We start from the raw sequence: 20,491 nt of genomic DNA, 5'->3' as shown, positions 1-20,491 counted from the left end.
TAAATTTTATGAAGTTATCAAATTTATTTTGGGGCTTGCTTGGAGTAATGGCATTTAGTGCTTGTTCCAGCGATGAAATTGTGCCCGAAAACGGCGGTCAGGCATTTGATGGTCAAAGTCGTTTCTTGTCTGTTCAAATTGCAAATCCGGCTGCTATCAGAACACGTGCTACAGTGAATCCCGGTCAACAAGATCCGACTGGTGAGTTTGAAGAAGGATTGGCAAATGAAAATGCTGTGAAATCAATACGATTTTATTTCTTTAAAGCTGATGGCTCTGCTTGTCCGGTAAGACGCGACGGAAAGAGTTATTACGATTATTCCCTTGATGGTAGTGACGATCTGGGGAGTAGTGAAGGCAATATGTCTAATATTGAAGAAACGGTGAAAGCTGTACTTGTTATTGAAACAGATCAGGATGATAATGTAGATGGGCTTAAGTCTATGGTTGCCGTACTTAATGGTGGAGTAGGTGACGAATTTATCTGGGGCGATGATAACAAAACGTTGACTGCACTTCGTGCTACCATTGCAGAGTCAGGTTCCACAAGTTATACAACTTCTACAGATTCTAAAGACAATTTTTTCCTGATGACAAGTTCCGTATTTGGTTCCAAAGAGTTCTGTTGTGAAGTTGCGGTTTCAGCAGACAAGTTGAAAACTGCCCCGGATCTTGCCACTGCCGATCCGGTAGAGATCTATGTAGAACGTGTTTATGCGAAAGCAAGATTGTACACGGAATGGAGTGACGGTATCTCCCCCAAAACTGTAACATATAACAATAAAACTTGTACGGCTGTTCCATTGAAAAAGGCAAAAGACAGTGGAGAGTATTTGACTACTGGAGATAACGACGATGTTGTATATGCCATTTTTAATGGATGGGATGTGACGGGTACCATTGACCAAACATATCTCTTCAAAAAAGTTGATTCTAACTGGGAATTGGGTTGGACATGGAACAGACCGTCTCTTTACCGTTCTTATTGGGCACAGAATTCGGCAAATACTAAACTTAGTTACTTGTCTTATAATAAAATATCTAAAAAAATTGGTACCCAGGGAGTTGTAAATAATAACTCTACTTCATATGATGGGGAAAATGTATACTGTCTTGAAAATGCTGCTAATCAAAATGATGGTACGAGAGCATCTTATGATCCGGCTGATCCGGAAAATGGTCTAAGCAATCGTACCCAAGCAATTGTTGCAGCAGTATTGGTGACGATAGATGGTGACAATATTGCTACTCCTCTTAGTTTGGCAGAATTTGGTGGAACTCAATATACAGAAAAAAATGCGTTGAAAGCAATGCTGGGTTTTGTAAATCATGAAATTTATACAAAAGAAGGGGAAGGAGAAGAAGCGAAATTGGTATCGATTAAAGAGGATATGGTTAAATTTGTTTCCGGAGTAGAGGCAGGTGTAGCTGATATGACCTTTGAAGATAGCAAAAGATATTTGAGCTATTTGCAACTGAATGAAGAGAAGGCGAAAGATGTAACATTCTATAAGGCAGATGGAAGTGCGTATGCAGATCATACTGAAGTAAACAAGATGCTTGCCAATGACAAATCGGTAGGTGCAAGAGTGTGGTCATCCGGTCAAACATATTACTATACCGATATTAAGCACGAAGAAAATGCAGATGAGACAAAAGGTAAGTTTGGTGTAGTACGTAATCACATTTATGATATTGCTATTAACTCTGTCGCTGGTCTTGGAACTCCAGTTTTGAATCCTAATGAAGAAATCATTCCGCAGAAGCCGAAAGACGATGAAACTTATCTTGCCGCACAAATCAATATCCTTTCATGGAGAGTTGTGAAACAGAATATTGATTTGGGTTGGTGATTTTCATACTAAATAAAAATATAAAAACAATTATTAAGTAATCCTGATGGCGGGACATTTCCCGTCGGGAAGCGTCCCGCCATCTTTTTCAGTATAAAGAATGCGTTCCGGCATCGGCGCAAAGAGAGATGCCGCTTTGAAACCTGGCAGAAGATTTCGGGTTTCCACTTAATCAGAAATTTCTACTGTGGTTTTGCCACAGACTATATATATGATCATTAATAAGAAATGATAAATAATGAACACACTGTCTTATATCAAACATTTGAGAATAACAGTATTGGCAGTCGTTGCGAGTACCTTTTTGTTCATGTCGTGTGACGGTATGATATATAATGATGAGGGTGACTGCTCCGTACGTTACCGTCTGAAATTTCGTTATGACATGAATCTGAAGTTTGCCGACGCTTTTGCTCATGAAGTGAAATCCGTCAGACTTTACGCATTCAATTCCGATGGAGAGCTGGTATGGCAGTCCGCCGAACAGGGTAGTGTCCTTGCATCAGGAGACTATGTCATGCCTCTCGACCTTGCTCCCGGTGATTATCACCTTGTGGCATGGTGCGGACTTGACAATGAAGAATCCTTCGCTTTGCCTGACGCATCGTATGGATGCCATTTGGAAGATTTGCACTGTAAGTTGAAACGTCAATATGATGTGGCGACGGATGCGGTGACAGGTACGCAAAAAACTATTGCTTGTTCGAAAAAAGATTTACACCCCTTATTCCATGGTGTTCTTGATGTCAGTCTGCCTGTGAATGATGACGGGGGCGAATATACTTATGTCATGTCATTGACGAAAGATACAAATGTATTCCGTGTGGTGCTTCAGCATCTTTCCGGAGAAGATATAAACGCTGATGACTTTGTGTTCAGCATTGAAGATTGTAATGGTTGGGTGTCGCATAAAAACTCATTGATTGATGATGAACCGATTACATACTGTGCCTGGGCTACTTATTCGGCTGATGCAGGTGTAGATGTGCTTACCAAAGCAGGTGTAGACGTAATGCCCGAAGTTGGAAATCGTGCCATATCAACAGTTAAAGCTGCCGTAGCGGAACTTACAGTAAGTAGACTGGTAGCAAGAGACTGGAGTCTGTATACACGCCCCATGTTGATTATCCGCACTATCGAAGGAAAACTCATCGTTTCTATTCCGGTGATTGACTATGCCTTGATGGTGAAAGGTGAATGTAACAAGAAGATGTCCGATCAGGAGTATCTTGATCGAGCGGATGAATACAACATGACATTCTTCCTTAATGAAAACAACAAGTGGGTGAGTACGATGATACAAGTCCTTTCATGGAAAGTCGTACGTTCTAATGTAGATCTAGACTGAACAATATCAGAAAGAAAAATAAAAGAAAAAAAGTATGGAAAAAATATTGCGACATATAGCATGGATGACAGCCTTTGTCAGTTGGGCTTTATTGTCGGCAGCGTGTGGCAAAGGGGAGGGTTGTATGGATGAAATACAATCAGACAACCGCACCGCTACACTCTTTTGCGTACTGCCCTTTTAGACAAAAAACGTGCATTTGATGTCGATAAAGCAGATAGTTTTGTCGAATATATGTACACGTTGCGTATTGTTGTTCTCCATGCGGATGGCAGTGTGGAACACAATGTCTATGTTGATTTCGCCAACAATCCTCAATCCGAATATTTCAGAGTATTAGAGGTGTTGCGGAATGAAACCAAGAAAATATATCTGATAGCGAATGAAGAGAGTATATCTTCCGAACTTCACGGAAAATTGGAAACATTAGCAGCAGGTGATAATACTTTCTGTGGCATTGTTGACGAATGCTCTTTTACTCCTGATTATAAGAAACCCATTCCCATGAGTTCGGTGTATGAGGTTCAATTCAAAGAAGAGAGACTGGTAGAATGCCAGTTCTACTTAGTCCGTGCTGCTACCAAGTTCACTTTCCGCTTTACGAACGAACGTGAGAATGACATTAGTGTGGATGCAATTGCAATTTCCGGAATAGTTAGGAGCACCTATCTGATGCCTCATAAAAAGAATAAAGAGATGCTCTTTGAGGACGAGCCGCTTTTTTGGATCGACTGGTTGAAGAAAGTGGCGGATGAGTCGCAAGAACATCCGGATGATGTGACTTTGGCAGACAGGAGAGGATGGATACAAGATTATGATATTCCTTCCGGACAAACTCACGAGGAAGTCATTGTTCGTTTTCCGACACTTGTTTCCGGACTCACATATCATGTGAATGAAGCACCTACTCCCGGTAAGGAGATTTTCCCCGTGTTTTATTTGCCGGAAAGCAAAAAATTAAAAGAAGAAACACAAGATTATGGAGAGCAAGCCTATAAAATGACCCTTCACTTGACAGAGAAGAACCCGGAAAAGGAAGCCGGAGTTTCGGAAGAGAATGAAGTCTTGTTTACCGAGTCTTTTCCAAACCTGAAAGCCCTTTTCCGCAACACTCATGTACTGGTTGACGTCACTTTTCGGGAGAAAGGTATCAAAGTGGATGTAATGCCCTATAGTGAGGTTCTTCTTAATCCGGATTTTGGATTATAAATGCAGTGAAAATAACAAATAAGAAAGAATGATAATATAGTAAGATGATGAGACGCGATATATTATATATATTTTTGTGCATACTTATTTTCAGTATTACAAGCTGTGTAGATGATTGGTTTGAAAGGCCGGAACCTATCGGGGAAGGCAAGAGTACGGTGTCCGCCACTGTGGATTTCCGTCCTATGGCTTCCGGACTAACACAGGGTACAAGGGCGGCGGGAGATGCGATAAAGGCAATAGAGACGCTTTATGTCTTGCTATATGATGAAAACGGCAACCTTGCAGAGGGTCGCCAGATTCTTGATTTCGAAATCACAAATGAGCAACGTGTGAATGCGGACGCAGACAATAACGCATCAGCAGAGACGCAGACTCCGCGTGCCACTTTTAAGTTGAGAGAAATACCTTATGGCAGATACTATATCTATGCCGTTGCTAATATTCCCGATCTTCTTACCGAATATTCTGATTATATCAAGACCAAAGATGGGCTTAAGCGTATACCGCTTGCTTGGAATAATCATCCCGCTGAAGTCGGTAAGAACAGTCAGATGCTTGGATATTTCACATCGACCAAGAAAAACCAGTCGGAAAATGAATTTATCACCATCAACAAGCCTAATATATATCTGCACTCATGGTTGCGTCGGGCTGCATCGAAGCTCACAATCACTTATGATGGCAGTAAACTGAAAGAAGGTGTCTTTGTGTATCTTAAGTCGGTGCAGATAAAGGACATTCCGTCACATTGCTATTTGGGGAAGGAGAATAATGTAGGTGCTGAAGGATACGAACTAGGCGATGAGCTGCTAGATGGTGAAGAATTAAAATACTATAAAGGTAACCCACCGACAGATTTCGACCATGAATATGATGGCCCGCGCATAACAAGCGGAAAACCGTATTATGGCTCGCATCACGAAGACTCCGTTGCCGTTTACTTTTATGAGAACTTGCAGGGAGAAGGCAAAGATAAGCGGCAGGATGCTGATGGAAATCATGAGCTTGACGCTCCGGGATTACCGAAAGATCCCGGCTATATACATAAAGACAACAAACCATATGGTACATATATAGAGGTAGATGCCTATTATATATCCATCAATTCCGAAAAGATTGGCAACGGTTCTATAAAATATCGTTTTATGCTTGGACAGGATATTTACAAAGATTACAACGCCAAGCGTAACTGTCATTACAAACTAACGTTGCAATTTAAAAATTTCGCCAATGACGTAGACTGGCATATCGAGTATGAAGAGCCGGAACCGGGTGTAGTAACTCCGGAGCCATATTATATTTCATATTTGTATAATCACTCTATGATGTATCCTATCAAGGTGAATACCGGCGGACGTGAAATTGAATACATAAAGGCGGAAATTGTGGATAACCGTTGGGCTCCGTACAATGCAGACAAATCGGTATATTACCATCAAATGGACATAGCAAATAGTAATCAATGGAATGGCTTTCTGTCATTGCATATGACAAGAGACCTGTATATTTCCAAAACGACAAGTTCGGTAGATGTAGAATCAAATAAAGCATATTATGAGCAAGCACCTAAAAGAGGTGAGCGTACATACACAGACATGAGTATAGGGGTACACACTACAGCAGGATCCGATTCGAAAGATACCTACCGTGTGGAAAAACATTCTACGGAAGCGAATACATACAATATCTTTATTCCTATGTATACACGCGCCAAACAGTTGATAAAAGAAACAGCTTATACTGGTAATAATCCTTATGTCGCATATCTTCGGAACGCAGAAGTTAAGATTACGACTAAGCTTAAAGGGATAGAAAAAACGTTTGAAAATATGGTGGCCATTTATCAAGTACGTCGTATCGTAAATCCCAAGGGTATCTATCGCAGTAGCGAAAAAAGTGATCCCTTTCATGTGGTACTGAAACGCTTGCCTAAGGAAAACGCAACCAAATTTGAAACGTTTGCATCAGAAGGTCCTTGGAAGGCATATATTGTAAGGGCATGTAACAGTGATGGAAGTGCAGAGCGGGTTATTAGCCTTGATAAAGGAGGAGAGATGTCAGAATGTATAAAAGACACCATATATGGGAAGACAGGTTCCGAGATTGATTTTAATGTCAATTTCAATGGAACATGTGATGCTAATACTTCCCGTTATGCTATTATAAGGGTTGAATATCACAACTATACCTGCTATCATTTGATCTTTGTACGGCAAGGTGATAGTCCGGATGATTTGATAGCTGGTGGAACGAAATGGCATGCCAAGAATATGAGGACAAAAACGGACGAAGCAGAGTCTCCGTTAGACGAAGGCTCTCTGTTTGGGCGTGGTAATTGGGATTACCCTATTGATGCATTGGACAATAAGAATCCAAAAGAATATTGGATTAATGTCAAACCGGAAGATTTCAATCAATCCTATCCTGCAGATGGTCTTTTTACCATAGCCGGAAGTGGTGAAAAGAAGAAATGGAGTGATATAACAGGGACTGCCAATTTCACAGAACCCAAAACTGGTTGGAAAGTTGCCGGTGCTGCAGACTATCAGGCGCTGTTTGATAGCGATAATATTAAACAGGGATATGGAGTATTATATGGAGATGGGGCAGAAGAGGCGGCCGATGATCTTAATGATGCGTATGGCTATGATTACACAACTTCAAAAATACGTGGGATGAGAGGATGCTTTGTTTATAACGAACAAACAGGGAAAAATCTTTTCTTTCCGATAGGTGCTTCCGGTTATGGTCATAGAAAAGACTCCCGGGGTGAATCAACTGAAAATCAATACAAGGGAATCTTGAGATACGCTGCCAGCAGAAATACATATTTCCCGACAGATAGTACAGCGCTTTATCATCATGGCGTTCAAGACTGTCCGTTGTTTTATGACATCTATATGCGTCCCGGTGCAATATACTGGTATGATAAGATCGGAAAGAATAAAATAAATAACGTAGAGGAAGATAATGTTGCATGGGATTTCAATTATTTTACATTTGATTTTTATCCTATAGGTAGTTGGGGGACAAGTGGTGGTAAAGATGCCTGTTTTGTTCGTTGTGTGGAAAAATAAAGCATTTTTCTTGTTTATTATTTATAATTTTATCTATCTTTGTCACCGAATTCAATCCGTTACCAAAGAAGTAACGGAAAAATGAGGGGTAAAAATACATGATCATTAAGAAAAATGACGATCAGAGAACTCTGCCAACAGATGTGATTGGCAGCAGCGTAGCGCGCTCAAAACGTTGGTTAGTGGCCATTGTGCGCATCTGTCACGAGAAAAAAACGAGTGAGCGGCTTACGAAAATGGGGATCGAAAATTTCCTTCCAATTCAACAAGAAGTCCATCAATGGAGCGACCGTCGTAAAGTTGTCGACCGGGTACTACTTCCGATGATGATTTTTGTTCACGTTGATCTGCAAGAACAAAAAGAAGTCCTGACTTTATCTTCTATCAGCCGTTATATGGTATTACGTGGGGAGAGTACTCCGGCTGTTATTCCTGACCAACAAATGTTGCGATTTAAGTTTATGCTCGACTACTCGGATGAGACGATTAGCATGAGTACATCGCCATTGGCTCCGGGAGAGAAAATACGGGTAATCAAGGGACCATTGGCAGGATTGGAAGGGGAATTAGTACATGTGAATGGGAAATCGAAAGTTGCTGTTCGATTGACAATGTTAGGGTGTGCATGTGTAGATATACCGGCTGGGTGTGTAGAGCCGGTATCTGAAAATGGGGATTTACGTGATTGAGTAATCAATCTATTTTATAGGGGTATGGGGATTTTACTGCAAAAATGTAATGAAAGTCTGTAAAATAGCAGGCAGTCTATCTGACATCGGTAACCAAACAGTGGATATATTTATCGATGACCTCTCTCAAAAATAAAAATCCATAAAGTATTATGAATTATATCTTTACAAAAGATATAGTGTAGAAATGTATGTCCGTATCGAAAGATGAAGGGATTCTCTGTTGGGCTACACCAACATGGAAATCGTAGTCATAGTCCTTGTACTGATCGTAATCAATTAGATAAATCAAATTTCGAAATATTATTTTATTCATTTATACTATAATGGAAAAGACATTGAAGGGCATAGTGCAATATGCCCGCAAAAATTATTTCAGTTATTGGGTTATTTTAGGTATTGACACGGCAATTTCTGTGTTATGTTCGTTGGTCGCTTATGCGGTAATTCATTATATGGCGCATGTTCCAATGACCGACTGGATGCTTTGTAAGTTTGCTTGCATCTCTTTGTTAGCAAGTGTTGCGGGCTCTTTATTATTCCATACTTATCGTAATACAATTCGTTTTTCACAGGCGCGTGAACTTTGGCGTATCATGTGTGCCGTTTTATTTAAAATTACCTGTTTGGCCATTATTTCTTTTGGGCTTATATATGAGACCCAATTGCCATATAACTATAAAATATCCTATCTTCTATTTGATGGCTTATTGACTTTAGTGATCTTGACAACTTTCCGTGTATCATTGATAATCGTCTATGATTTTTTATTGGATTGGGTGAATAAAAAGAACACACGTATTCTTATTTATGGTACTAATGAAGAGAGTGTAGCCTTGAAGTTACGTCTTAGGGATAGTGCACATTATAAGGTAGCCGGTTTTTATGTATATGGTAAAAATAACAGCCGACGCCGATTGGCAGATCTTCCCGTTTATTACTTTGAAAATGAATCGGATGTTGATTATATCATGCGGAAGCGCGGAATTAAGGGGATTCTGTTTGCCCGTTATGAAGATACCCGTCTGGAAGAAAAACGACTTCTGGAATATTGTAAAAACAATGAACTTAAAACATTGATAGCTCCTACTATCAGTGAAGCGGATTCTGATGGAAACTTTCATCAGTGGGTACGTCCTATTAAGATTGAGGATTTGTTGGGCCGTGCCGAAATTAATATCAACCTTCGTCAGGTTGCAGAAGAATTCAGGGGAAAAGTGGTGTTGGTGACTGGTGCGGCTGGCAGTATTGGCAGTGAACTTTGCCGTCAATTGGTGCAGATGGGAATTCAGAAACTTATCATGTTCGACTCTGCAGAAACACCTTTGCATAATGTCCGTCTTGAGTTTGAGAAAAAATATCCAAATATAGATTTTGTTCCTGTGATCGGTGACGTGCGTGTGAAAGAGCGAGTACGTATGGTGTTTGATCTTTATCATCCTCAAATCGTCTTTCATGCCGCCGCTTATAAACATGTACCATTGATGGAAGAAAATCCTTGTGAGGCTGTACTTGTCAATGTGACCGGTTCTCGTCAGGTGGCTGACATGGCTGTGGAATATGGTGCTGAAAAAATGATTATGGTGTCTACGGATAAAGCTGTAAATCCTACTAATGTAATGGGTTGTTCCAAACGTTTGGCAGAAATCTATGTTCAAAGTCTGGGATGTGCTATCCGTGAAGGAAAAGTGGAAGGGCACACGAAATTCATCACTACTCGTTTTGGTAATGTGTTGGGTAGTAACGGTTCTGTTATTCCCCGTTTTAGAGAGCAGATAGAAAATGGTGGTCCTGTCACTGTTACTCATCCCGATATAATTCGTTTCTTCATGACCATTCCCGAAGCTTGTCGTCTGGTAATGGAGGCCGCCACAATGGGTGAGGGCAATGAAATTTTTGTCTTTGAGATGGGAAAAGCTGTGAAGATTGTTGATTTGGCGACTCGTATGATCGAATTGGCGGGGTATCGTCCGGATGAAGACATAAAAATAGAATTCACAGGATTACGTCCGGGTGAGAAGCTTTATGAAGAGGTATTGAGCGATAAAGAAAATACGATTCCGACAGAGAATAAGAAAATCATGATAGCCAAAGTTCGTCGGTATGAATATGCTGATATTCTTGATACTTATGCAGAATTTGAAAAGTTGTCGCGTGCGGTAAAGATTATGGATACCGTGCGGTTAATGAAGAAAATAGTTCCGGAGTTCAAATCAAAAAATTCTCCGCGGTTTGAAGTGTTGGATAAAGAATAATAAACTAGAAAATTTTATGAATAAACCATTTTACATGTATATGAGTGTACAAGGCATGGGACGCAATGTACTTGTTTGCTTGATTACAATACTTCTATTTGTTTCTTGTCAGTCATACAAAAAGGTGCCTTACTTGCAGGATGCGGAAATTGTACAACAGACCGTTCAACATGAAAACTTGTATGATGCCAAGATAATGCCTAAAGACCTGCTTACTATTGTGGTATCATGTACCAGTCCCGAGTTGGCTGTTCCATTCAATTTGACTGTAGCGAGTCCTGGCAGTGTGGCTATCGGGAATACACAGTTGACAACTCAACCTGTCCTACAGCCCTATTTGGTGGATAATGAAGGAAAGATCAATTTTCCGGTATTAGGCGAATTAAAAGTGGGCGGTTTGACAAAGAAAGAGGCGGAACAATTAATTATAGAAAAGTTGAAACCTTATATCAAGGAGGCTCCGATAGTAACCGTCCGTATGGTTAATTACAAAATCTCCGTATTGGGTGAGGTTGCACGTCCTGGTACCTTTACCATCAATAATGAGAAGGTGAATCTGTTGGAAGCCTTGGCCATGGCGGGTGATATGACTGTCTGGGGGCTTCGTGACAATGTAAAACTGATTCGTGAAGGTGCTGACGGCAAACAGCAGATTATAACATTGGATCTTAACAGTGCGGAAACCATTCTTTCCCCTTATTATTGGTTGCAGCAGAATGATATTGTTTATGTGACTCCAAACAAGGCGAAAGCTCGTAACTCTGATATCGGTAACAGTACAAGCCTTTGGTTCTCAGCCACCTCTATCTTGGTGTCATTGGCAAGTTTATTAGTAACAATCTTCAAATAGTATTACTGTATGGTTGAGGAAAAGAAGGAAAAGAGTATGGAACAGCCTGAAGAACAGTTTAATATTCAGGAAATCCTTTTCCGTTGTCTGGTTCACTGGCCTTGGTTCGTGTTTTCAGTAATTGTATGTATTGCCTGTGCGTGGGGCTACCTGAGACTGACGACACCCGTTTATAATATTTCCGCCACAGTCTTGATTAAGGATGATAAGAAAGGTGGTGGTACAAGTGTGTCTTCCGAACTGGAAAGGATGGGTTTGGACGGTTTTGTCTCTTCATCCGGTAATGTTGATAATGAAATCGAAGTGCTCCGCTCGAAGTCTTTGTCAGGAGAGGTGGTAAACAATTTAGGACTGTTTGTTACCTATATAGATGAAGACGAGTTCCCGAAAAAGGAACTTTTATCAGACCTCTCCCGTATTAGTGAGTCTTACTCCGCAGGAGGCAGACAAGCTTCCGGGCAGGATGGAAGTCGCCATGACTCTTCAACCGACAGGGGTGATGGATGTACAAATGAGAGTGGGTGATAAAGAATACCGGAGACAGTTTGAAAAATTACCTGCCGTATTCCCGACCGATGAGGGTACAGTCGCATTTTTTGCAAATAATGATACCTTGTCTGCTGTTCGTCCGGAAAGCGTGACGAAAGAACGTCATATTACGGCTTTCATTAACCGGCCTTTCTCTGTAGCAAAAGGATATGCCAATTCCTTGTCGATAGCCCCCACTTCGAAAACGACTTCTGTTGTTGTCATTTCATTGAAGAATACCAATCCCCGTCGTGGCAGGGATTTTATCAATAAGCTACTTGAGATGTACAACATCAATGCGAATAACGATAAGAATGAAGTGGCCCAGAAAACGGCAGAGTTTATAGATGAACGTATCGGTATTATTTCCAAGGAGTTGGGTAGTACTGAGCAAGATCTGGAAAATTTTAAACGTACAGCCGGTATTACGGATTTGAGCAGTGAGGCTCAGATCGCCTTGACTGGTAATGCGGAATATGAGAAGAAACGTGTGGAGAATCAGACCCAGATCAACCTTATTGTTGATTTGCAGAAATACCTTCAGGGTAATGAATATGAAGTGTTGCCTGCCAATGTGGGCTTGCAGGATGGTGGCTTGGTTGGAGCAATCTCGCGTTATAATGAGATGCTGATTGAACGTAACCGTCTGTTGCGTACTTCAACGGAAAGTAACCCGGCGATTGTCAACCTTAATACCAGTATCCGTGCCATGCGTAGCAATGTGCAGGCCACTTTGGATGCTACCTTGAAAGGATTACAGATTACGAAAGCCGATCTGGACCGTGAGGCGAGCCGTTATTCCCGCCGTATCAGTGACGCCCCGACCCAGGAGCGCCAGTTTGTAAGTATTGCCCGCCAGCAGGAAATCAAATCAGGACTGTATCTAATGCTGCTTCAGAAACGTGAGGAGAATGCTATTACTTTGGCAGCTACGGCAAATAATGCCCAGATAATTGATGCAGCGATTGCTGATGATAATCCCGTTTCCCCTAAAAGGATGATGGTCTATCTGGTTGCTTTGTTTTTTGGGAATGGGAATCCCGGTAGGTATCATCTATCTGATAGGCTTGACCAAATTCAAGATTGAAGGACGTGCCGATATAGAAAAATTGACTTCACTTCCGGTTGTCGGTGATATTCCATTGGCGGATGAGAAATCCGGTTCAATTGCGGTCTTTGAGAATCAGAACAACCTGATGAGCGAGACTTTCCGTAATGTTCGTACCAATCTTCAGTTTATGCTTGAAAGAGATAAGAACGTAATTTTAGTAACTTCTACTATCAGTGGTGAAGGTAAGTCTTTTATTTCCGCCAATTTAGCAGTTAGCCTTTCTTTGTTAGGTAAGAAAGTCGTAATCGTTGGCCTTGACATTCGCAAGCCCGGTCTGAACAAAGTGTTCAATATCCCAAAGAAAGAGCATGGTATTACTCAGTTCCTGACTAACCCGAGTATGAACTTGATGGATTTGGTTCAACCTTCGGATATCAACAGGAATCTTTTTATTCTTCCGGGTGGAGCAGTTCCTCCCAATCCAACGGAATTATTGGCCCGTGACGGATTGGAGAAGGCTATTGAAACATTGAAGACTAACTTTGATTATGTGATTCTGGATACCGCCCCTGTGGGTATGGTAACCGATACTTTGCTGATAGGTCGTATTGCTGATTTATCAGTCTATGTATGCCGTGCTGATTATACCCGTAAGGCAGAGTTTATTTTGGTTAATGAGCTTTCTGAAAACAATAAGTTACCTAATCTCTGTATCGTTATTAACGGTTTGGATTTTCAGAAAAAGAAGTACGGCTATTACCATGGTTATGGTAAATACGGCAAGTATTATGGCTATGGCAAGCGTTACGGTTATGGCTATGGATACGGTAAAGAAAAATAGGATATGATTTCAACTAATTATCGATATAACAAATAAAAAGTAGAGTATTATGAGCATTTAGAATTTAGATGAACTTGGCAGAGTACCTTGAAAAGGGTCCTGTTAAGTAATGTTCAATCATTCAGAATCGAATACAATAACAATATAGATAAAATCAAATAGATATGATCAACGTTGGAATTATCGGATGTGGCTTCGTAGGGGGGCCCTGAAGGATTGGTTGGAGCACAACAATCCAGAGTGTAAACTGTTCATCAGTGACCCTGCCAAAGGTTACAATGATGACCTTAGTAATATCGAAATTGCGTTCCTACAGATCCACGTGCGCACTGAAGACGATGGCACACAGGACCTCACACTCATGAAGGAACTCATTAGTAATCTCCCAGATGTTCCCGTCTTCGTACGTACCACTATTCTTCCTGGCACAAGCGAGCTGCTCACCAAAGAGACCGGCCATCGCGTACACTACATGCCAGAGTTCCTCACAGAGCGTACTCACATCGAGGACTTCAAGAAGCAGACCATGGTCTTTACAGGAGCCCTCGAACTCCTCACTAAGATCTTTGTCAGCAAGAAGTTCACCGTCATGACCCCACTTGAGGCTGAGCTTACCAAGTATATGCACAACGTGTTTGGAGCCTATAAGGTGACCTATTTTAATGCTTGCCGTGAGTATTGCGAGAAGATGGGAGCTGACTGGCGCACAGTTCACACGGGTTGCCTTCTCTCTGGTTACATCAATGACACCCACACCTACGTCCCAGGACCTGATGGAAAGTTTGGTTACGGCGGTAAGTGCTTCCCTAAGGATGTTAACGCCTTCACTAAGATGACCCAGGGCACCCCCCTCGGCATCCTCCTTGCCCCTCTCCACGAGCTTAACGTACACTTCCGTGGCGAAGAGGAGATTATCTAAACATCCCCATAAGCAGGCAAACGGCGTGATGCTGCGGATCGAATCCGTTGTCTGCTTCAATCTCATGTGAGTAGTTAACAAGTTATAATCAGTATAAATCAACTAAATAATAATATGAAATTATTACGTAAGATTAGCAACTGGTACTTCTCTCGAGGAGCACTCCCTTATTGGTACATCCTTTCCATAGACTGTATAGCAGTCTATGGAAAGGACTCTTCGTTTATTACCTTTAACACGGAGGTATAGAATTAGAACAATACTTTTGGCAAGTAACATTTGGTTTTGGAGTCTGTCTTGTTGTTTACATTATTACGTTCTTCGCCTTCCACACTTACCATGGCGTGATGTGCTACTCCAGTTTTGTCGATTTTCGTCGCGTAGCCTACAGAACAGCCACCGTAGGCATTGGTATCTGCCTTCTCCATCAGGTATAGGTCTATGTCAATCTCTCACCATACATGCTCATCCCTCGTTTCAGCCATTATGCTCTTCATCGTAGCTACGATAATTCCTATTCCGGTTTGCTTTACCCGGATTGGTACGGATTACTATCGAACCGAGGTCCAAGTGGTAGAACTTGTTCTTGTGCGCCTCAAGACTGAGCATAAAGGCACGCATACTGTCTCGGGCAGTCAGTTGCTCAAAGATTATGCATAACATTTGATTCCAACAAGTGAATGTTTTGATTTTCTTATTCCCTGAGTACTTCTCTACCAATCGGTCAAAGACACGTCGGGGAAGAAAATCTGTAAGTTGAGCGAAGATATATTTTTGCCTTGTTTCATTGTTTTTAGCTTTTGGGCAAGCTAAAACAACTTTTCAATTCAAATCGTTACGCTCGAAAAAGATATATAACTATTTGATTGTCAAAGATTTCAAAGAACGATGTTTAATTTAAAGTGCCCAAATGAGATAATTTATAAGATACAGTAAAAAACAACCTATTATATTGGTGGTTAAAATTTGAGTTAGTATGAAAGTATTGCAATTATTTAATAAAATGAGACATCGATTTGAAACATATAAGGCTTTTAGGTCGCCAAGTAATTTTGAAAAATATCTGCGTAAAAAAGGTTGTGTAATAGGTAAAGATATTTTTTGGTGTAATATAAAATCTTTAGATATTGATTTAACAAGACCTCAACTGATTCAGATCGGTGATAAGTGTAAAATAAACAATGATGTAACTTTGATGACTCATGATGGGGCATCTAATGTGTTTAGACATTTATATCATGACTTCTTGCCAAGTAGCGGTCCAATAATTATTGGTGAGAATGTGTATATCGGAAGAAAAACCACGATTCTCAAGAATGTTACTATTGGAGACAATGTTATCATTGGATATGGCTCTTTGGTTACAAAAGACATTCCTTCAAATTGCGTGGCTGCTGGAGTGCCTGCTAAAGTTATTTGTAGTATTGATGAGTATTATAAAAGACGGAAAGTAGCGTCAAGGCAAGAAGCGCTTGTGTATGCTAAGCGTTTTCAATTAGTTACGGGAAGAAAACCAACAGTTTTTGATATGTATGAGGAATTTCCTTTTATTTAGATGGAAATGCGGAAGACCCTGGTTTTAAGCTGCCAATAGTATATCAAACTAGAGGATTTTATGAAGAGTGGAAAAATAATCATAGAGCGCCATATCATAGCTTTGATGAATTTCTCAAAGATGCAGGTGTGGAATAATTATTAGTAAGGTAATATGAAATCAATATTGATTATAGCAAATTTTGCAAGCATTCACATTTATAATTATATAAAGAATACCATAGATTTTAAATCTTGCAAAGTTTCTGGTTTGACAATGTCTCCAATAATTTCTATACCTTCCGAATATAATGCTTATTATCAGGAAAATGGTATAATGATAACGGAAGAAAATACTCAACCGAATGATACAAATAGGATTAAGATAAAAAAATATATAAGCAACTTAAAACATTAGGTACATTTGATGTTTTACATATTCATTATGTCAAACATCTCTATGCTCCTGGTATATATTTGTTGAGGAATAATTATAAAAAGATAATTTTAACTTTTTGGGGATCGGATTTATATAGATCAACAATCATATCTAGAGTCTGCATATTACCAATTCTTGGGATAGCCGATAAGATAACATTTATTACGGCAACAATGAAAAATGATTTTTTCAAGAAATCATTTTTTCATCGAGGCTTAAGAAATAGAATATGTGTGATGGACTATGGTAATATGCTTTTTCCATACATCGATTCTGCTGAGAAAAAAATAAAAGAAGACACATTGAGTTCTTATTCTACATTTAACCTTTCAAAAGAAAGACTCACTATTACAATAGGCTATGTTGGAAGACCTCAAATGCAGCAGAAAGAAGCAATTGAATCTATTCTCAAGAATATTAGTAGTACTATCATTGACGGAGTTCAAATAGTGATTCCTGCATACGGAATGAAAGAAGGTAGACTTCAGTACTTAAGGCATATACTTGATGAAAAATCAGTTCAGTATAGCATTATTCCTGATTTTTTAGGACCAGAAAAAGTTGCACTTCTACGTTCTTTGACAGATATCTTTGTACATCCACAAACGACTGATGCATTCTCATCTTCTATGCAAGAGTGTTTTTACGCCAATGCAGTAATTATTAATGGTTCTTGGCTGCATTATAAAGATATTGAAAATGCAGGAGCATATTTTTTAAGTTTCAATAGTTTTGACCATCTACCAGATTTATTATTGAATGTAATAGGAAAGTATTGACCTTCACAAGCAAATGTCTGCGATTAACAAACAGGTCATGTTGGAAATGTGTTCATGGGATAGATGGCGTCAAGATTGGCGAAGCTTATATAATTAAGCAATTATAAAAATAATTATGAATATAGGTTTTTTAGATTTCATGTTCATCACAAATAATCCTAATGTTGCGAAAGCAGCAGAGGAGTGTGGTGTAAGGCGAGTGTGGGTCGATCTTGAAATGATTGGTAAAGAAGCACGTCAGCTAGGCATGAATACAGTCAAGAGTGGACATACTCTTCAGGATATTTCTGTAGTAAAGGAAATTCTTACGACCTCTGAACTTTTGGTCCGTGTCAATCCAATATACAAAGGTTCGGAAGCAGAAATCAACGAGGTGATTGAAAGAGGAGCAGATATAATAATGTTACCTTTTTTTCACACTCTTGAGGAAGTTGATACATTTCTTCGTATCGTGAATGGCAGATGCAAGACAACTCTGCTTTTCGAGTCGAAGGGGTCTATCGAACACCTTGATGAGATTATTGCTCTTGGTGGATTTGACGAAGCGCATATTGGTTTGAATGATCTCCACCTTTCGTACGGAATGACATTTATGTTTGAACCTCTTTCAAATGGAATGGTAGAGCAGATTTGCGCCAAGTTCAAGGAGGCAGGCATTCCTTATGGTTTCGGAGGTGTTGCAAAGATTGGCGAAGGTCTTCTGCCTGCCGAATGTGTGATAGCAGAACACTATCGTCTTGGCTCTACTCGTGCCATTCTTTCTCGTAGTTTTTGCGATAATCAGTATGTGGATTACAATAAATGGAGGTACGAGTTCCAGTTGGGTATCAATCAGATTAGATTATATGAAAGTCTCCTCCCAATGTTACCAGAAACATATTTTGTTGAAAATATTAAAAAGGTAAAAGAGGGTGTAAACAAAGTTATAAAAATTATCAATGCAAAGAGAAATGCAAATAAATAAAACAAAGATAGCAGAGCTCCGAAAGGAATATGGTGATGCTTTCTATCTGTTGGATAGTGGGCAGTTTAGGAACAACTTCATAGAGTTGAAAGATACTTTCCGCAAAATATATCCCAACTTCAATATTGCATATTCATACAAGACCAACTATACGCCAAAGTTCTGCAAGATTGTGAACGAGTTGGGTGGTTATGCTGAGGTGGTATCAGAGATGGAGCTTGAGATTGCACTCCGAGTGGGCGTGGAGTCTAAGCGCATCATTTGGAATGGTCCGATTAAGAATGCAAAGAAGCTGGAGGAGTTTCTGGTGGCTGGCGGTACCGACAATATCGACTCTGTGGAGGAGCTGGCGGTAGTGAAGGCGATTGCAGAGCGTCATCCGGACAAGGTGCTGAACCTTGGTATCCGTTGTAATTATGATGTACAGGATGGTGTGGTGAGCCGTTTCGGACTTGATGTGGATAGCGAGGACTTCCAGCAGGTATTGGAGTTCGTGATCACTACGAAGAATGTTCACTTCATCAACTTCCAGTGTCACTTTGCAAAGCGCCAGATAGAATACTGGTCTGCTCGTGCAAAGGGTATGGTAGAGCTGATTGACCGCATTGGAATTATCCCTGAGCGTCTCGACGTCGGAGGCGGCTTGTTCGGCAAGATGGCTGACTCGCTGAAGGCTCAGTTTAAGAATGACATTCCTGACTATCAAGCTTATGCAGAGGCTACTGCTACGATATTTGCAGATTATTTTGCTGACAAAAATGTGAAGCCGGAGCTTCTAATTGAACCGGGAAGTGCTGTAGTAGGCGACTGCATGAAGTTTGTTGGAACCGTTAAGACCATCAAGTGCGTTCGCGGAAAGTGGATGGCTACCGTATTGGGAAGCCAAAAGAACATCAGTATGAGTGGCATTAATCCGCCTATGGAGGTGATTACCATGGGAGGCGAGCAGAAGGAGTACAAAGATTTGGATTTTGTAGGTTTTACCTGCATTGAGGGCGATGTGCTCTATAACAACTACAACGGAAAACTGGCACATGAGGATGCTATCGTGATCAGCAACTGTGGTAGTTACTCATTAGTGATGAAACCGCCATTCATTTTGCCTAACTTCCCTGTGCTGGACATTTGCGGAGAGAAGACCGAGGTAATCAAGCGAGGAGAAGTGTTCGACGATTTGTTCCACACTTTTAATTTTGACTAATAATTCAGACAATATACGATTATGAAATACGATGTAGTTAATAGAAGAATCTGGTTTAAAGGAGAGATTCTGAATGTAAATGATGCAAAGGTCAATGTGCTGGCACCTACTTCACAGTTCGGACTAAACGTGTTTGAGGGCATTCCTTGTTATTGGAATGACGACGAGAAGCAGTTGTATGCTTTCCGTTTGGACGAGCACTATGAGCGACTGATTCGTTCGGCTAAACTGATTCAGTTTGACTTGAAATATACCAAGGAGGACTTTAAGAAGGCACTCATTGATGTAGTGAAGGCCAATGAGTATGATGAGAACCTGAGCGTGCGTCAGACCTTGTTTGTAGATGGCTTTGGCAGCTGGGGCTCTGAGGGTCCTGTGGAGATGTTTGTGGCACCTATTCCGCGTGGTCGCACCAGTGCTGAGTACAACAAGAAGGGACTGAACTGCTGTATCACCAGTTGGCGCAGAATCTCGGACGAGAACCTGAGCCCTCGCATCAAGTGTGGTGCTAACTATATCAACAGTCGTGTGGGGCAGCGTGAAGCTTTGCGTAATGGTTATGATACTTGTATCTTCTTGAATGAAGTGGGCAAGGTAGCAGAAGGACCTGGCAGTTGCTTCTTCATGGTGAAGGGAAACACCGTGATTACCCCTCGTCTGACCGATAGTGTACTGGAGTCTATCACTCGCGACACCATCATTAAACTTGCTACAGAAGAACTGAGACTGAAGTTCGAGGAGCGCACTATCGACCGCACAGAGGTGTATATGGCTGATGAGGCATTTCTTTGCGGTAGCGCTATGGAGGTAACACCTATCTTTACCGTGGATCGTTACCAGATTGGTACCGGCGAACAGGGTGAGGTGACCAAAAAGATTCATATGAAATATCTGGAGTGTGTACAGGGAAGACTGGAGAGTAGAAAGAATTGGATAACACCTGTATATTAAC

At 40.7% G+C, this 20,491-nt stretch carries 16 protein-coding genes and 2 pseudogenes; 16 read left to right on the top strand and 2 right to left on the bottom strand.

Annotated elements, in window-relative coordinates:
- The first annotated feature begins 8 nt into the window (after positions 1-8).
- The 10 genes and pseudogenes from NXX38_RS20785 (at position 9) to NXX38_RS20740 (ending at position 14,623) form a co-directional block, all read left to right on the top strand.
- Complete coding sequence (locus NXX38_RS20785) at positions 9-1,853, top strand: Mfa1 family fimbria major subunit (protein ID WP_258980954.1); 1,845 nt, start codon at positions 9-11, stop codon at positions 1,851-1,853.
- Between the two features lie 238 nt (positions 1,854-2,091).
- Entirely contained in the window at positions 2,092-3,201 is a 1,110-nt protein-coding gene (locus tag NXX38_RS20780; protein ID WP_258980952.1) for a FimB/Mfa2 family fimbrial subunit, read from the top strand.
- Between the two features lie 34 nt (positions 3,202-3,235).
- The gene (locus NXX38_RS20775; protein WP_258980950.1) at positions 3,236-3,385 is read left to right on the top strand and encodes a hypothetical protein; all 150 of its coding nucleotides are present in this window, start codon (positions 3,236-3,238) and stop codon (positions 3,383-3,385) included.
- A complete protein-coding gene (locus NXX38_RS20770; RefSeq protein ID WP_258980948.1) occupies positions 3,367-4,410 on the top strand; it encodes a hypothetical protein in 1,044 nt (347 codons plus the stop codon). The genes NXX38_RS20775 and NXX38_RS20770 overlap by 19 nt, the downstream gene beginning before the upstream one ends.
- A 74-nt stretch (positions 4,411-4,484) precedes the next feature.
- Positions 4,485-7,490 carry a hypothetical protein gene (locus NXX38_RS20765; RefSeq protein ID WP_258980946.1) on the top strand — a complete coding sequence of 1,002 codons (3,006 nt, stop codon included), beginning with the start codon at positions 4,485-4,487 and terminating at the stop codon, positions 7,488-7,490.
- 98 nt (positions 7,491-7,588) lie between these two features.
- Positions 7,589-8,179 carry a UpxY family transcription antiterminator gene (locus NXX38_RS20760; RefSeq protein ID WP_258980945.1) on the top strand — a complete coding sequence of 197 codons (591 nt, stop codon included), beginning with the start codon at positions 7,589-7,591 and terminating at the stop codon, positions 8,177-8,179.
- 326 nt (positions 8,180-8,505) lie between these two features.
- Positions 8,506-10,434 carry a nucleoside-diphosphate sugar epimerase/dehydratase gene (locus NXX38_RS20755; protein WP_117610614.1) on the top strand — a complete coding sequence of 643 codons (1,929 nt, stop codon included), beginning with the start codon at positions 8,506-8,508 and terminating at the stop codon, positions 10,432-10,434.
- Positions 10,435-10,450: 16 nt separating this feature from the next.
- Complete coding sequence (locus NXX38_RS20750; protein ID WP_052587988.1) at positions 10,451-11,284, top strand: polysaccharide biosynthesis/export family protein; 834 nt, start codon at positions 10,451-10,453, stop codon at positions 11,282-11,284.
- 9 nt (positions 11,285-11,293) lie between these two features.
- Positions 11,294-13,704, top strand: a pseudogene (locus tag NXX38_RS20745) (GumC family protein).
- A 361-nt stretch (positions 13,705-14,065) separates the two neighbouring features.
- Positions 14,066-14,623 carry a UDP-glucose 6-dehydrogenase gene (locus tag NXX38_RS20740; RefSeq protein ID WP_258980942.1) on the top strand — a complete coding sequence of 186 codons (558 nt, stop codon included), beginning with the start codon at positions 14,066-14,068 and terminating at the stop codon, positions 14,621-14,623.
- Positions 14,624-14,874: 251 nt separating this feature from the next.
- Here NXX38_RS20740 and NXX38_RS20735 read toward each other — a convergent pair whose 3' ends face one another.
- A complete protein-coding gene (locus NXX38_RS20735; protein WP_004299965.1) occupies positions 14,875-15,051 on the bottom strand; it encodes a hypothetical protein in 177 nt (58 codons plus the stop codon).
- Positions 15,052-15,100: 49 nt separating this feature from the next.
- The gene (locus tag NXX38_RS20730) at positions 15,101-15,391 is read right to left on the bottom strand and encodes a DUF4372 domain-containing protein (RefSeq protein ID WP_081015845.1); all 291 of its coding nucleotides are present in this window, start codon (positions 15,389-15,391) and stop codon (positions 15,101-15,103) included.
- 208 nt (positions 15,392-15,599) lie between these two features.
- On the opposite strand from NXX38_RS20730, the gene NXX38_RS20725 reads away from it, so the two are divergent.
- From NXX38_RS20725 to NXX38_RS20705, 6 genes and pseudogenes are all read left to right on the top strand, one after another.
- Positions 15,600-16,178 carry an acyltransferase gene (locus tag NXX38_RS20725; protein ID WP_258980940.1) on the top strand — a complete coding sequence of 193 codons (579 nt, stop codon included), beginning with the start codon at positions 15,600-15,602 and terminating at the stop codon, positions 16,176-16,178.
- Between the two features lie 371 nt (positions 16,179-16,549).
- A pseudogene (locus NXX38_RS27010) lies at positions 16,550-16,687 on the top strand (glycosyltransferase); the annotation flags it as partial.
- A gap of 81 nt (positions 16,688-16,768) precedes the next feature.
- Positions 16,769-17,374 (top strand): hypothetical protein, encoded by a 606-nt coding sequence (locus NXX38_RS20720; RefSeq protein ID WP_258980938.1) that lies wholly within the window; start codon positions 16,769-16,771, stop codon positions 17,372-17,374.
- Positions 17,375-17,489: 115 nt separating this feature from the next.
- Positions 17,490-18,338 carry an HpcH/HpaI aldolase/citrate lyase family protein gene (locus tag NXX38_RS20715; protein ID WP_258980937.1) on the top strand — a complete coding sequence of 283 codons (849 nt, stop codon included), beginning with the start codon at positions 17,490-17,492 and terminating at the stop codon, positions 18,336-18,338.
- Positions 18,313-19,539 (top strand): pyridoxal-dependent decarboxylase, encoded by a 1,227-nt coding sequence (locus NXX38_RS20710; protein ID WP_004299961.1) that lies wholly within the window; start codon positions 18,313-18,315, stop codon positions 19,537-19,539. The genes NXX38_RS20715 and NXX38_RS20710 overlap by 26 nt, the downstream gene beginning before the upstream one ends.
- Before the next feature lie 21 nt (positions 19,540-19,560).
- Positions 19,561-20,490 (top strand): branched-chain amino acid transaminase, encoded by a 930-nt coding sequence (locus NXX38_RS20705; RefSeq protein WP_004299960.1) that lies wholly within the window; start codon positions 19,561-19,563, stop codon positions 20,488-20,490.
- The last annotated feature ends 1 nt before the right edge of the window (position 20,491 follow it).

This window comes from Bacteroides sp. BFG-637, from assembly GCF_024793605.1.
Classification (GTDB): domain Bacteria; phylum Bacteroidota; class Bacteroidia; order Bacteroidales; family Bacteroidaceae; genus Bacteroides; species Bacteroides vicugnae.
Note: the sequence above shows the minus strand (reverse complement) of the source record. Positions and strands in the feature narration are given on the sequence as shown.

Excerpts from the sequence above, each read along its gene's own strand:
- NXX38_RS20740 (WP_258980942.1), top strand. The coding sequence starts at position 14,066 with ATGAAGGAACTCATTAGTAATCTCCCAGATGTTCCCGTCTTCGTACGT.
- NXX38_RS20720 (WP_258980938.1), top strand. The coding sequence starts at position 16,769 with ATGAAAAATGATTTTTTCAAGAAATCATTTTTTCATCGAGGCTTAAGA.
- NXX38_RS20780 (WP_258980952.1), top strand. The coding sequence starts at position 2,092 with ATGAACACACTGTCTTATATCAAACATTTGAGAATAACAGTATTGGCA.
- NXX38_RS20750 (WP_052587988.1), top strand. The coding sequence starts at position 10,451 with ATGAATAAACCATTTTACATGTATATGAGTGTACAAGGCATGGGACGC.
- NXX38_RS20735 (WP_004299965.1), bottom strand. The coding sequence starts at position 15,051 with ATGGAGAAGGCAGATACCAATGCCTACGGTGGCTGTTCTGTAGGCTAC.
- NXX38_RS20705 (WP_004299960.1), top strand. The coding sequence starts at position 19,561 with ATGAAATACGATGTAGTTAATAGAAGAATCTGGTTTAAAGGAGAGATT.
- NXX38_RS20775 (WP_258980950.1), top strand. The coding sequence starts at position 3,236 with ATGGAAAAAATATTGCGACATATAGCATGGATGACAGCCTTTGTCAGT.
- NXX38_RS20760 (WP_258980945.1), top strand. The coding sequence starts at position 7,589 with ATGATCATTAAGAAAAATGACGATCAGAGAACTCTGCCAACAGATGTG.
- NXX38_RS20715 (WP_258980937.1), top strand. The coding sequence starts at position 17,490 with ATGAATATAGGTTTTTTAGATTTCATGTTCATCACAAATAATCCTAAT.
- NXX38_RS20725 (WP_258980940.1), top strand. The coding sequence starts at position 15,600 with ATGAAAGTATTGCAATTATTTAATAAAATGAGACATCGATTTGAAACA.
- NXX38_RS20785 (WP_258980954.1), top strand. The coding sequence starts at position 9 with ATGAAGTTATCAAATTTATTTTGGGGCTTGCTTGGAGTAATGGCATTT.
- NXX38_RS20755 (WP_117610614.1), top strand. The coding sequence starts at position 8,506 with ATGGAAAAGACATTGAAGGGCATAGTGCAATATGCCCGCAAAAATTAT.
- NXX38_RS20710 (WP_004299961.1), top strand. The coding sequence starts at position 18,313 with ATGCAAAGAGAAATGCAAATAAATAAAACAAAGATAGCAGAGCTCCGA.